Source organism: Ralstonia sp. Ralssp110 (genome assembly GCF_047325135.1).
Classification (GTDB): Bacteria; Pseudomonadota; Gammaproteobacteria; order Burkholderiales; family Burkholderiaceae; genus Ralstonia; species Ralstonia mojiangensis.
Genome location: NZ_CP168610.1, coordinates 1011152 through 1024889 on the forward strand (window position 1 = coordinate 1011152; position 13738 = coordinate 1024889).

The 13738-nt window shown below is 66.0% G+C and carries 7 protein-coding genes; all 7 read left to right on the forward strand.

Annotation, left to right across the window (positions count from 1 at the left end):
• Positions 1 to 315: 315 nt before the first annotated feature.
• The 7 genes from ACEN9T_RS13495 (at position 316) to pelG (ending at position 13338) form a co-directional block, all read left to right on the forward strand.
• A complete protein-coding gene (locus tag ACEN9T_RS13495) occupies positions 316 to 3147 on the forward strand; it encodes a bifunctional glycoside hydrolase 114/ polysaccharide deacetylase family protein (protein WP_413707955.1) in 2832 nt (943 codons plus the stop codon).
• On the forward strand, positions 3134 to 7222 hold the full coding sequence (locus ACEN9T_RS13500) for a tetratricopeptide repeat protein (protein ID WP_413707956.1): 4089 nt from the start codon (positions 3134 to 3136) through the stop codon (positions 7220 to 7222). The genes ACEN9T_RS13495 and ACEN9T_RS13500 overlap by 14 nt, the downstream gene beginning before the upstream one ends.
• Positions 7223 to 7300: 78 nt before the next feature.
• Positions 7301 to 7861, forward strand: coding sequence for a penicillin-binding protein activator LpoB (locus ACEN9T_RS13505; RefSeq protein ID WP_413707957.1), 561 nt, complete (start codon positions 7301 to 7303; stop codon positions 7859 to 7861).
• A complete protein-coding gene (locus ACEN9T_RS13510) occupies positions 7861 to 9336 on the forward strand; it encodes a PelD GGDEF domain-containing protein (protein ID WP_413707958.1) in 1476 nt (491 codons plus the stop codon). Before ACEN9T_RS13505 ends, ACEN9T_RS13510 begins: the two co-directional genes overlap by 1 nt.
• A 26-nt stretch (positions 9337 to 9362) precedes the next feature.
• Complete coding sequence (locus ACEN9T_RS13515; protein ID WP_027680863.1) at positions 9363 to 10349, forward strand: tetratricopeptide repeat protein; 987 nt, start codon at positions 9363 to 9365, stop codon at positions 10347 to 10349.
• Positions 10346 to 11968, forward strand: coding sequence for a GT4 family glycosyltransferase PelF (pelF, locus tag ACEN9T_RS13520; protein ID WP_413707959.1), 1623 nt, complete (start codon positions 10346 to 10348; stop codon positions 11966 to 11968). The genes ACEN9T_RS13515 and pelF overlap by 4 nt, the downstream gene beginning before the upstream one ends.
• A complete protein-coding gene (pelG, locus tag ACEN9T_RS13525) occupies positions 11968 to 13338 on the forward strand; it encodes an exopolysaccharide Pel transporter PelG (RefSeq protein WP_413707960.1) in 1371 nt (456 codons plus the stop codon). Before pelF ends, pelG begins: the two co-directional genes overlap by 1 nt.
• The last annotated feature ends 400 nt before the right edge of the window (positions 13339 to 13738 follow it).

Here is a 13738-nt window from a genome sequence, read left to right on the forward strand (position 1 = left end):
CAAAAATGTGGTTTGCCGTGTACCCATGGCATCGGCGATACTTCACCTTCGGACACATTTTCTCGGTATGCCTTGCGGGGCCTGCGTTTGCGGGCGGCGACCGGGAAGAAAAACAGCGGTTCCGTACGGCGTGATGAGAGGCGCCGATCTTCAGTGCCGGCGCAGATCGGCCCAATTAATGCACATAGTTGCATAGCGGAGTGCCAGTTCATGTGGGTTCTCAGCCGTTTACAGCGGCGCACCGGGGGGAAACGGGGGAATACGGCAGGGACGATCACACGGTTGGCAGGGCTTCTTGTCGCTGCCATCGTATCGATGCCTTGTATGACGTTTGCGCAGCAGACGTCTGCCACCACCGGGTCCGGTGTGTCTGCGGTTGCATCTTCGGTCTCGGCCAGCGCGCCGAACATCGCGTGGTACTACGGCGACAAACCGCCCGTGGCGCAGTTGCGCGCCTTCGATGCCGTCGTCGTGGAGCCGGGCCACGGCTTCGACCCGTTGCAATTCAAAACGCCTAGGACGCAATGGCTCGCCTACGTGAGCCTGGGCGAGGTCACGCCCGACCGTAGCTGGTTCAAGGAATTGCCCAAGGCATGGTTGCTTGGCGACAACGCCGCGTGGGCCTCCCGCGTGGTCGACCAGGCCCAGCCCGAGTGGCCGGCGTTTTATGTCGATCACGTTATCAAGCCGCTGTGGGACAAGGGCTACCGCGGCTTTTTCCTCGATACGCTCGACTCATATCAGTTGGTGGCCAAGGACGACGCCTCGCGCACGGCCCAGGAAGGCGGCATGGTGCGCGTGATTCGCGCAATCAAGGCGCGCTATCCGGACGCCAAGCTGATTTTCAACCGCGGGTTTGAGATCCTGCCGCAGGTGCATGAACAGGCGTATGCAGTGGCGTTTGAATCGCTGTATCGCGGCTGGGACCAGGGCGCCAAGCAATACAAAGAAGTGAGCGACGCCGACCGCGACTGGCTGATGGGGCAGGCGCGCAAGATTCGCGACGAATACCACCTGCCGGTCATCTCGATCGACTACTGCCCGCCGGCTGACCGCGCCTGCGCACGCGACACCGCCAAGCGCATCAAGGCGCAGGGCCTGATCCCCTACGTGACCGATCCGGCGTTGTCGACCATCGGCGTGGGCCGGATCGAGGTGCTGCCGCGCAAGGTGCTGATCCTGCAGGAGCGTGCCCCGCGCACCACCATCGAGACCAGCGAGGGCGTGCGCTTTGTTGCCATGCCGCTCAATTTTCTTGGCTACGACGTCGAATACGCCGACATCAATCAACCGCTGCCTGCCGACGTGCCGCCCGACCGCTATGCCGGGGTGGTGGTGTGGGTGAATACGAGCCCGGTCAAGCAGGTCGCGGCGCTCAATGCGTGGGTGCGCGCCCGCATGCGCGACGGCGTGCGCATTGCCTTCATGAACCGCTTCGGCCTGCCGGTGGACGGCAGCCTGGCCGACATGCTGCACCTGCAATACGTGCGCGGCATGGCCAATGCCGGTACCAGCAGCGGCGGGCCGGTGTCGGTGGTGTCGCAAGACAGGATCATGGGCTTCGAGATGCCGCCCCGGCCGCTGGCCCGCGAGACGGTGCCCATCCGGGCCGGCGCCACCGCGCAATCGCTGCTGCGGTTGAAGTCCGGCAATCAGGAGTTTGACGCCGCCGCCATCACTGACTGGGGCGGCTACGTGATGTATCCGTTCGCGGTGTTCGCGCTGGAGACCATCGACCAGGCGCGCTGGGTGGTGCAGCCCATCGAGTTCCTGCGCCGCGCGCTGGCGCTGCCCGATATGCCTATTCCCGACGTGACCAGTGAAAACGGCCGCCGCCTGATGCTCGTGCATGTGGATGGCGACGGGTTTGCCTCGCGTGCGGAATTCCCGGGCCCCGAGTATTCGGGCGAGGTGCTGCTGCAGGAGGTGTGGGACAAATACCGTATTCCGACCACGCTTTCCGTCATTGAAGGCGAAGTGGGCCCGACGGGCCTGTATCCGGAGATTTCGCCGCGGCTGGAAGGCATTGCCCGCAGGATGTTTGCGCTGCCGTATGTCGAGCTGGGCTCCCATACGTATTCGCACCCGTTCGACTGGAGCCGCACGGTGCAAAGCTCGACGGCCGGCCCCGGCAAGGACGCGGGCGGCGGCGATACCGCCTTCGCGCTGACCATTCCCGGCTACAAGTTCAGCCTCGACCGCGAGATCGCCGGCTCCATCCGCTACATCGACGAGCGCCTGGCGCCCCCCGGCAAGCGCGTGAAGGTTCTGCAGTGGTCGGGCGACTGCCGCCCGCCCGAAGTGGCCGTGCGCATGGCGTGGCAGGCCGGTGTGGTCAACATCAACGGCGGCGATACCGTCATCACGCGCAGCTCGCCATCATGGACGGACATTGCCTCCATCGGCATTGACAAGGGCCCCGGCGCTTACCAGGTGTTTGCGCCCAATCAGAATGAAAACGTCTATACCAATGACTGGACCGGGCCTTACTACGGCTTTGAACGCCTGATTGAAACGATGCAGATGACGGACGCTCCGTACCGATTCAAGCCCATCAACATCTACTACCACATGTATTCGGGCACCAAGCTTGCGTCGCTCAAGGCCTTGAAGAAGGACTACGACTACGCGCTCTCGCAACCGGTGTTTCCCATCTACTCCACGGAATACGTCGCGAAGGTGATGGACTTTCGCGACATGGCCATCGCCCGCGATGACGACAACTGGATCGTTCGTGGCAACGGCGACTTGCGCGAACTGCGCTGGATGACACACGGCACGCCCCGCGTGGCCGACGCCCAGGGCGTGGTCGGCTACGACAAGGCACCAGGCGGCATCTACATCCACCTGGACGATGGCGCCGCACGCTTTGCCATGGCGCCCGCCGGCGAGCCCGCCAAGTCTGCCTACATTGCTGAAGCCGCGGCCTTTGTGCGCGATTTCACGCGTAGCGGCAAGGGCCTGTCGTTCGAAGCCGGTGGCTATTACAAGCCGTTTGTCCGTCTGGCCAACGTGGGCGCCTGCCGCGTGAAGGTCAACGGCGCGCCGGCCCACACCACCCGTGCACAAGGCGATACGGTGCGCGTGGACTTGAACGGCGCCGCCGCCCAATCCGTGACCTACCAACGTATCGATGTGGTCTGCTGACCTGACACCGCGCGAACGGCTGCTTCCGCCCTGGCTGATCGGCACGCTTGGCGCGCTGATCGGGCTGGCGCTCGCCTTGATGTTCCCGCGCGAGCGGCTGGAAGCACGCCTGCTGGAAGGCGGCAAGGTCGATGCCCTGTCGGTGGCGTACCTGGAAGCCTGGCTGCGCGTACGCCCCAACGACGGCGAATTCCTGAGCGTGCTGGCCGCGCAATACGTGCGCACCGGCCGCCTGGAAGAAGCCGAGACCATGCTCAACCGCATGCGCGCGCTGCACGACAAGTCGCTCGAACGCGAAGCGCTGCTGCTTGATATTGCGATTCGCGAGCAGCGCGCCTATGCGTTGCAGCCGAACGACCCGCGGCGCGCGTCGATCCTGAATGACTTGCGCGGCTTGCTCAAGCAGGCGCTCGACTACCGCTGGACCGCCGCCGAGCTGGAGATCCTGGCCGGCAAGGCGCGTGCGTTGGACCAGGGTGCGATTGCCGTGCAGTTCTATCAACGCCTGGCCAGGCAGGACGTGGCACGCGCCGCGCAATGGCAGGCGCGCACCGCCGAGATTGCGCTGGGCGTGGGCGAATACCGCGCTGCGGCCGCGGCCAACTTTGCCGCGCAGGCCAGCGCCAAATCGCTCGACGAACAACGCCGCTACTTCATCGCCGGGCTCAAGGCGCTGCAAGGCGGCAACCTGCTCGACGACGCCATGACCGAAGCGCAGCGCCGCGCGGGTCCGCTCCTCGACGACACCGAAACGCTGCGTTTCCTCACGCGCCTGGCCCTGGCGTGCAACCGGCCCGATCTGGCCGATCAGTACGCGCGCCGCCTGCTGCATCTGTCGTGGCGGCAAATAGAGGAGGGCATTGCCCTGGCCGCAGGCGCAACCCGTCATGACTGGACATTCGCGGGCCGGCCGGAGCCGTTGCCATCCCCTACGGATGCGGTATTCATGGATGGGCCGGAAGGGCTCGCTCGGCGTCAGCGCCACGCCGCACGCATCCGGCGCGTAGCGGACAAGGTGAACGATTCGGCCGCACCCGCTGCACCCGCCGCTCCCGCCACGCAGCCCACCGGCACTGAGGCCATCGCACGCGGGATCGCGCCGTTCAATGCGGACGATTACGATCTCGCATACCGCGTCTTCATGAGCAGCGGCAACCTGAACGACGCCATGCGCGTGGCCGAGGCCGCCGTGCGCCAGCGCCCGGACCTGAAGATCTGGACCGAACGCGCCGCGCAGGTATCGGAGTGGAACCGCCAGCCGATGTCTGCGCTGAAGTACTGGCTGGCCTACGCGCAGTCAACCGGCGACGATGCGGCTTGGCAGAACGTGCTGCGCCTGGCGCCTGCGCTCAACGAAGACCACGCCTATCTGGCCGGCCTGCGCTATCAGGCCAGCCGCCAGCCCGGCGACATGAAGCTGCTCGATCAGGTGATTGCCGCGTATGAGCGGTTGGGCGAGCCGGTGGAAGGCCTGGCCTATCTGAACAGCATTGCGCGGGGCCCGCATCGTCAGGCGATTCTGGAGCGCTACGCCATGCTGGCCGAGCGCGCCGGCAAGGACGACCAGGCTTACGACACCTACGTGCGCCTGCAGAAGGAGTTCGGCCCGAACGCGCGCTACGCGCTCAAGCTCGCCAACATGCTGTACGTGCGGGCGCAGTTCGAGCAGGCGCTGTCCGCCATGGAAGTCGCCAGCAAGGTGGCGTCGCCCACGGACGATCTCTACTGGCGCACGTTCGCCCAGCTCGCGCGTTTGAACCAGCGCGATGACCTGTCGCGCGAGGCTTATCGCCAGTTGCTGATTGGCGGCAACGCCCAGCCGGACGATCTGTCGGCGATGATCGATTTCTACGATGCCAGCCCGATCGACGCCGGCCGCCTGGCCGAACTGGCCTTCCGCAAGAGCGGCACGATGGCCTCGTTGCAGCAGGCCATCTACTACTACACGCGCGCCCGTGCCTTCCGTCGCATCGACGGGCTGCTGGCCTCGCTGACGCTGGAACAACGCCGTGCCGCCGAGCAATCGCCCGGCGTGCTCGGCGCCCGCGCCGAGTACTACCGCCAGAGCGGCCAGTGGGATATCGCCATGCGCGATCTGCGCCGCGCCGTCTCGTTGCCCGATGCCGGCAGCGACGTGAAAGCCGCCTTCCTGTGGGGCCTGCTCGATTCCGGCCAGAACGATGAACTCAAGCGCGCGCTGACCCTGTGGCGTGGCGAAGCCGAAAACGATTCCGCGTACTGGGGCGCGTATGCTGCCGCCGGTCTGCAACTCTTCGATGCCAATCTTGCGTTGCGCTTCCTCGGCCGCCAGGGCAACTCGATGCGCAACGATCCGCTCTGGCTGCTCGCCTTTGCCGATGCGCGTGAAATGGCCGGACAAGCCGACGCCGCCTGGCGCCTGCGCCGCGAGGCGTGGTGGCTGCTGTGGCGTGCCGAGGGCGCTGACGGTGCCGGCGGTGTGGATGCCGCAACCGGTAAGGACAAGGGCCCCGCCAATCGCCGCGTTGGTACGCGTGTCGTCGTGGGCAGTAACGGCGCACGCAACGATGCCGTACCGCTTGAAGAGGGCGCTCGCACTGAACTGCGCGCCCGCCGCATCGCGCTGGCGCAGACGTTTGGCTCCGGCGATCTTGCTCAGCGCTTGCTGATCGAGCTGCTGCGCGATGACCGCCGCGCCACGCGGCAGGCCCGCGAAGGCGGCAGCGCCACCGTGCAGAAATCGGAGCTGGGCGACATCGATACGTTGCCGCCGGAGCCGCCCGAAGCCCCCGCAGACAAGCGCAAGAACGCCCGCGTGAGCGACCAGCTTGTCTCTGCCGTGGCCAAGGAGGCCGCGCTCGGCTGGGCGCTGTCGCGGGAGGCGAACGATCTGGCGCGCGCGTGGCTGCTGCAGCAATACACACGCCGCATGACGCGGCCGGCCTATGCCGAAATCTCCATCGCCCTGGCCGAGCGCGACCTGCAAACGCTCAACCGCCTGCTGGACGACACGCCTGATCGCATCCCGCTCTACAACCGCATCGATGCAAACACGCTCACCGACCGCCTGGGCGAGGCGCAGCGCCTGTCGTTCGAGGGCCTGACCACCGCACCCGACGACGAGCAGATTCACCAGCGGCTGCAGGAAACCCTGCTGACGAACGCGCAGGCGCTGGAGCCGCGCGAAACGTGGTTCAAGCAGGCGCCGCTCACGTACTTTGAAAGCAGCGCTGCCGCCGGTATTCGCCTGACCGATCACTACAGCATGCTGGTGCGCGCCACGCAGCGGAACCAGCGCTCAACCGATGAGACGCAACTGACCGGCGTGCCCGCGCAGGACCGCCGCGTCGACTGGATCTCGCAGTACCAGACGCAAGACAGCCAGTGGAAGGGCACGGTGGGCTGGCGCCAGGGGCTGGCGTCGTTCTACGCGTTCCGGCTGGATGGCTTGCTGGGGCAGACCGGCCCGTTCGGCACCGAGCTGTCGGTCGGTCGCAACCAGCCGGCCGAAGAAACCACGCAACTGCGCGTGGGCGGCGTGAAGGATCTGGTGTCGATTGGCGGCAACTGGCGCCTGACGCAGCGTGAATACATTCGCGCGCGCATCGAGGGCAACCGCTTCTACGGTCAGGACCGTTCGTTCCTCGGCAGCGGCATGGTGTTCGACGCCGAAGCCGGCTACCGCTTCCGCGTGGAGTACCCCGATTACACGATCCGCGTGGTCGGCACGCGTGCAAACTACAGCGCCTCGGGCTCGCCAAGCGCGTTGCTGGGGCGGCTCTTGCCTGCAGCGGCCACGGGCGATACGGCGCCCGATGCCACCGCCTTCATGCCGCAGTCGTTCACGCAGTTCGGGCTGCTGTTCGGCTTTGGCACGGACTATCTTGATCGCTATACGCGTGCGTGGCGCCCGTTCATGGATGTGGGGCTGCTGCATGACAACCGCGAAGGGTGGGGCACGCAACTCCAGTTGGGGGTGGCCGGCAGCGTGTTTGGCAACGACCATCTGGCGCTGGTGTTCAGCCATGCCTCCATCACGCGCGCCGGTACCGCGCCGATGACGGAAATCGGCCTGCGCTACCGCTGGCTGTACTAGCAACAAGCAAGAACAAGACAAAGACAACGGGGAAGAAACGACATGAAGCACACAACGGAAGACTCCAGGGAGAACGCGATGACACCCTTGATCAACAAGATGAAGGCCGGCCGCCGGCGTTGGCTGGCCATGGCAGCGGGCGTTGGTGCCGCACTTGCGTTGTCCGCCTGCGCGGTGGTCGACAGCGCACGTGCGCCGGCGACCAGCGCGTCGGATGCGTGGGTGGTGCTGCCCATCGTCAACTACACCGAAACGCCGCAGGCCGGCCTGCGTGCGGAGACGATTGCCGCGAGCATCCTCAAGGCGCGTGGTTTCTCCAACCTGAAGCAGTATCCGGCCAACCTGAACAGCGAGTCGCTGTTCGAGCCGGCCGAGCGCGAGGCCGTGGCACGTGCGCTGGATTGGGCGCGCGGCGAGAAAGCCCGCTATGCCCTGACCGGCGCCGTGGATGAATGGCGCTACAAGGTAGGCGTGGATGGCGAGCCCGCTGTGGGCATTACGCTGCAGGTGATCGACGTGCAGACCGGCAACGTGATCTGGAGCGCAGCGGGCAGCCGCACCGGCTGGAGCCGCGATGCCGTGTCGGCGGTGGCGCAGAAGCTGCTGCGCGAGCTGCTTTCGCCGCTGGGCCGAGGCTGATGAAAACCGGGTCGGCAGGATCCGCTCAATCGGCCGGCCGCGCCGCCGCCGATACGCGCGGCCAGGGTGGGCGAACCGAGCGCCGGCGTAACGCGCAGGGCATTGGCGCGTCGACCTGGTATGGGCGCCTGATTGCGCCTGCCGTGTCCAGCCCGAGCGCGGTGCTTGAAACGCTGGGCGCGGTGGTGGTGGCCATTGGCGTCGTCTGGTTGTTCGTGCCGGACAACCCGCTGCTGCTCGGCCATGGCTTTCCGTGGATCTGGCTGGTGCCGCTCATCCTGGCGCTGCGCTACGGCACGCTCCTCGGTGCGCTCGCAGCGCTGGTAGTGCTGGGCGCCTGGGCCGTGTTCTACGGACAGACGGCCGCTGCCGGCAGTTTCCCGCGCATGTACTTCCTGGGCGGGCTGATGCTCGTGCTGATCGGCGGGCAGTACGGTGACATCTGGGGTGCGAGGTTGTCGCGCGCTCGCACCGTCAACGGTTACCTGAACGACCGGCTGTCGGCGCTCACCAAGAACCACTTCCTGTTGCGCCTCTCGCACGAGCGTCTGGAGAACGACCTGCTGGCCAAGCCGACCACGCTGCGCGACACGCTCACGCAGCTGCGCAATATCGCGCTGGCCGCGCGCGAGCACGGCACGGGCGACAACGCGCCTGACGTGGCGCAACTGCCCGGCGCCGAGCCGTTCCTGCAATGGACGGCGCAGGCCTGCCAGCTGGAAGTGGCGGCCATGGTGCGCGTAACGGGCAACCGCATCGACACCGAACCGGTGGCCCGCGTGGGCACGCCGTTCGACATCGTTGCCGATGACCCGTTGATCCGCCATTGCATCGACACCCACACGCTGGGCCACCCACAGGCGCCCGAGCTGCGGAATGTGAACAACCCCGAAGACGGCTCACGCTACGTGGCGTGCGCGCCGGTGCTCTCGGGCGCGGATGAGCTGATCGGCCTGGTGGTCGTGCAGCAGATGCCGTTCCTCTCGCTGTCGTACGAAAACCTGCAGTTCCTGCTTGTGCTGCTTGGCTACTACGCCGACGGCGTGCGCCACCTCACCGTCAGCTCCGAGATCCTGGATCTTGTGCCCGACGCGCCGTACGAGTTCGCGCTCGATCTCGGCCGGCTGGCGCGGCTGCATCGCGATACCGGCATCGATTCGTCGGTGGTGGCGCTCATTTTCGACAAGGACGAGACCAGCGACGCGCTGTTCGAGAGCGTGGTGCGCAGCCGCCGCGCGCTGGATGTGGTGTGGCAGGCCAACGGCAAGAACCGCCGCGCCATCATCACGCTGATGCCGCTGTCGGGCGCGGGTGCCGTGTCGGCATATCTGGTGCGTATTGAAGACAGCTTGCGCGCGCAGTTCGGTGTCGATTTCGAGGGCGGGCGCATCAGCGTGCAGACGTTGCATGTGACCGGCGAGCATCCGGGCGAAGCGCTGCAGCGCTTCCTCGCGCGCTGCCATCTCGAGGGGTAGGGGGCGGACGGCCATGCAGGTTGACCATGTTTAAGCTCACGCTCGGCGGCATCTCGGCCCAGATTGCGGCAGTGGCGATGGCGCTGCATGCCGGCAACAGCCTTGCGCTGCTGCTGTCGTGCCTGATGCTGCAGGGCACTGCCGCGGCGCTCATCGGGCTGGCTGCGTGGCGCTTGCTGCCGCGCCGTTATCGCGTGCCGTTCGTGTGGACGTATGGCTACCTGACGGCGCTGTGCTTTTTCGTGCCGGTGGCCGGTGGCCTGCTGGTGCTCGGCAGCCTGCTGCTCGGCAAGCTCTTCCCCAAGCCCGAAGACGACAAGGACATCGCCGAGATCGGCCTGCCGGTTTTTGTGGCGCATTTGATCTCGCGCGTGACGCACGGGGGCGGGGCGCGGCTGCGTGCGCAGCTGAGCAACGAGCGCGCGCCGGTGCAAAGCCGCATGACCGCGCTGGTGGCCATGCAGTCGATGCCCACGCGCACGGCCAGCCCCGTGCTGCGCGACCTGCTGGCCGACCCCGTGGACGATATCCGCCTGCTGGCCTACGGCATGCTCGACAACGCCGAGAAGGTGCTCACGCAGAAGATCCTGGCCGAGCTGCCGCGCCTGGAAGAAGCCACCACGCCCGAGGCGCGCTACGAGATCAACAAGCGCCTGGCCGACCTGTACTGGGAGCTGATCTACCAGAACCTGGTGCAGGGCGACGTGTACCGCTACACCGCCGAGCAGGTCGAACGCTATGCCAGCGCCGCGCTCGACATCCAGCCCGACAACGCCGCGCTGTGGTACATGCGCGGCCGGCTTGCCCTGTCGCGCCGCGAGCCGGATGTGGCCGAGTCCCACCTGCGCCGCGCCGAGTCCCTCGGCTTCCCGCGGGACCGCCTGCTGCCGCCGCTGGCCGAAGCCTGCTACCTGCGCCGCGACTATGCCGGCGCGCGCGCCGCGCTGGCGCAGTTCTCCAGCCGGTCTCCGCTGCCGTTGCTGCGCCCGCTGTTGCGCTACTGGACATCATGAGCAACGACCAATTTCCTCGCGCCCAGTCGGCCGACGTCGCGCTGCTGCTCGAAGGGACCTTTCCCTATGTGAGCGGCGGGGTGTCGAGCTGGGTCAACCAGATGATCCGGGCGTTTCCGGACATCCGCTTTGCCATCGTCTTCATCGGCAGCCGCCGGGAGGATTACGGCAAGCCCGTCTACGCCATTCCCGACAACGTGGTGCACCTGGAGTGCCACTACCTGTACGACTTTCCGCCGCCGCCGCTGGTGCAGGCCAGTGGTGGCGATGCCGCCGCTTTCGAGCGCTCGCGCAAGCTGCACGAGGCGCTGCGCAATCCGGCCAACAAGGGCGAGACGGCCGAGCTGATCCGCGCCTCGATCGCCGACCTGCGCGACGATGGCCCGCTGGCCGAGGAACAGTTCCTCTACAGCCACCGCGCGTGGGACATGATGACGGACTACTACCGGCGCTATTGCACCGACCCGTCGTTCACCGATTATTTCTGGACCGTGCGCATCATGCACAAGCCGCTGTGGCAGCTTGTGCGCATTGCAGAAAACCTCATCCCGGTGAAGGTGTTCCACACCATCTCGACCGGCTATGCGGGGTTCCTGGGCGCGCTGCTGCGCTACAGGCGCGGGCGGCCGCTGCTGGTGTCGGAGCACGGCATCTACACGAAGGAACGCAAGATCGACCTGTTCCAGAGCCAGTGGATTCGCGACAACCGCAGCATCTTCGAAAAGGACATCGCGCAGATCAGCTACTTCCGTGACCTGTGGGTGCGCTTTTTCGAGACCATGGGCCGGGTCTGCTATGACGCCGCCGAAGACATCGTCGCGCTGTATGAAGGCAACCGGCAGCGACAGGTCATCGACGGCGCGCCCGCCGAGAAGACGCGCAGCATTCCCAACGGCATCAACCTGCCGCGTCTGGCTGCGCTGCGCGAAAAGCGGCAGGCCAGCGTGCCGCGCGTGATGTGCCTGATCGGCCGGGTGGTGCCCATCAAGGACGTGAAGACATTCATTCGCGCCATGCTGACCATCACGCGCGAGATGCCCGACGCGGAAGGCTGGATTGCCGGGCCGGAAGACGAAGATCCGGAATACGCGCAGGAATGCCACAGCCTGGCCGAAAGCCTGGGCCTGGGCGACCGCATCAAGTTCCTGGGCTTCCAGAAGATCGACGACATCCTGCCGAAAGTGGGCGTGCTCGTGCTGAGTTCGATCAGCGAGGCGCTGCCGCTCGTGGTGCTGGAAGGGTTTGCCGCGGGCGTGCCGTCCGTCACCACGGATGTGGGTTCGTGCCGGCAGTTGCTGTTCGGCCTGGACGGCGAAGACGCGGCGCTGGGCGCGGCCGGCGCCGTGGTGCGCATTGCCGACCCGGCCGCCCTGGCTGCCGAAGTGCTGACGCTGCTGCGCGACGAAACGCGCTGGCATGCCGCGCAGGCCGCCGGCATCGCCCGCGTCGAGCGTTACTACACGCAAGAGATGATGGTCGGCAGCTACCGCGAGCTGTACACGCGCCTGCAGACCTTGCCCGACCTGAGTACCGAGCACGGCACCAAGGCCGGCTCTGCCGCTGCGGCGGCCTGCCCGTACCACGCCCAGCAGAACAAGCCACATGAGGGAGCCCGCTGATGGCCGGCATTGGTTTTGAGCTGCGCAAGATGCTCAAGCGCGACAGCCTGCTCGGGCTGCTGCGGGCCTACACCTACGCCGGCATCATCAGTTCCGGGCCGTGGATTCTCTCCATCGTCGGGATTCTGCTGATCGGTATCCTCAGCCTGCCGTTTGTCATTCCCGGCTCGCTCATCACGCAGTTCCAGGTGTCGGTTACCTACCTGATTGCGATCAGCCTGATCCTGACCGGGCCGCTGCAGCTTGCCTTCACGCGGTTTACGTCCGACCGCCTGTTCGAGAAGCGCGACGACCTGATCCTGCCCAACTACCACGCCGTGTCGCTTGTGATGACGCTGGTCGCCGGTGGCCTGGGGCTGCTTGTCATCCTCTTTGCGTTCCCGCAGCAATCGGCCATCTACCGGCTGCTGATGCTGGCCGGTTTCGTGGTCATGGCTAACATCTGGATCGCGGTGATCTTCCTGTCGGGCATGAAGCAGTACAAGGCGATCGTGTGGATCTTCCTGATCGGCTACACGCTCACCGTGCTGCTGGCGCTGCTGTTCAACCGGCTCGGGCTCGAAGGGCTGTTGCTGGGCTTCGTCACGGGGCAGCTGTGCCTGCTGATCGGCATGGCCGCGCTCATCTACCGCAATTTCAGCGGCCGGCGCTTCCTGTCGTTCGAGGTGTTCGACCGGCGGTTCGCATACCCGTCGCTCATGCTGATCGGGCTGCTGTACAACCTCGGCATCTGGCTCGACAAGTTCATGTTCTGGTATGCGCCGGGCACGGGGCAGCAGGTGATCGGCCCGCTGAATGCGTCGGTCATCTATGACATTCCGGTGTTCCTGGCCTACCTCGGCATCATTCCCGGCATGGCCGTGTTCCTGGTGCGCATCGAGACGGATTTCGTCGAGTACTACGACGCCTTCTACGACGCCGTGCGCGGCGGCGCATCGCTCGAGCACATCGAAGACATGCGCAACACGATGGTGCAGACCATCCGCGCGGGCCTGTACGAGATCGTGAAGATCCAGGCAATGGCCGCGCTGGTGCTGTTTGCCGTGGGCGCCGCGGTGCTGCGCGCGCTGCAGATTTCCGAGCTGTACCTGCCGCTGCTGTATGTCGACACCATTGCCGCGAGCTTGCAGGTGGTGTTTCTGGGCGTGGTGAACATCTTCTTCTACCTCGACCGGCGCCGCGTGGTGCTGGCGCTGACGGCGGCGTTTGTGGTGCTCAACGGCGCGCTGACCTGGATGACGCTGCAGCTGGGTCCCGCCTGGTACGGATACGGATTTGCCGTCTCGCTGCTGTTGGTGGTGATGGCCAGCCTCGTGATCCTGGACCGCAAGCTGGATCGGCTGGAATACGAGACGTTCATGTTGCAGTAAGGATGCCCGACAGCCTCCGCTGCCGTCCGGAACCCCGCCCGCAACACTTCAACCCCCGTTCACGACCCTTCAAGCCTCGTGCACGGCGCTTCAAGCGCCAGCCGCGAGGCTTTTTGCTCTGCGCGTGCTGCTTTTTGCAGCAACACCATGACGCTTTTTGCTCCGTAATCGGGGCCTGGAGGCTGGCGCGCCGGGCTTTGTGGTCCACGCTTGGGGGTTCGAACTCGGCCATCGGCACGTTTTGCTCGGAAATTTTGAGCTCTGAACTCGGTGGGCGGAGCTTTGCACCCCATGGATGGCGTTCCGAACTCGACAGATGGAGCTCTGAACTCGGCGGCCCGAGCTTTTTGCTCGGCGGATGGAGCTCTGAGCTCGACGGCCCGAGCTTTTTGCTCGGCAG

Excerpts from the sequence above, each read along its gene's own strand:
- pelF (WP_413707959.1), top strand. The coding sequence starts at position 10,346 with ATGAGCAACGACCAATTTCCTCGCGCCCAGTCGGCCGACGTCGCGCTG.
- ACEN9T_RS13510 (WP_413707958.1), top strand. The coding sequence starts at position 7,861 with ATGAAAACCGGGTCGGCAGGATCCGCTCAATCGGCCGGCCGCGCCGCC.
- ACEN9T_RS13500 (WP_413707956.1), top strand. The coding sequence starts at position 3,134 with ATGTGGTCTGCTGACCTGACACCGCGCGAACGGCTGCTTCCGCCCTGG.
- ACEN9T_RS13495 (WP_413707955.1), top strand. The coding sequence starts at position 316 with ATGCCTTGTATGACGTTTGCGCAGCAGACGTCTGCCACCACCGGGTCC.
- ACEN9T_RS13505 (WP_413707957.1), top strand. The coding sequence starts at position 7,301 with ATGACACCCTTGATCAACAAGATGAAGGCCGGCCGCCGGCGTTGGCTG.
- pelG (WP_413707960.1), top strand. The coding sequence starts at position 11,968 with ATGGCCGGCATTGGTTTTGAGCTGCGCAAGATGCTCAAGCGCGACAGC.
- ACEN9T_RS13515 (WP_027680863.1), top strand. The coding sequence starts at position 9,363 with ATGTTTAAGCTCACGCTCGGCGGCATCTCGGCCCAGATTGCGGCAGTG.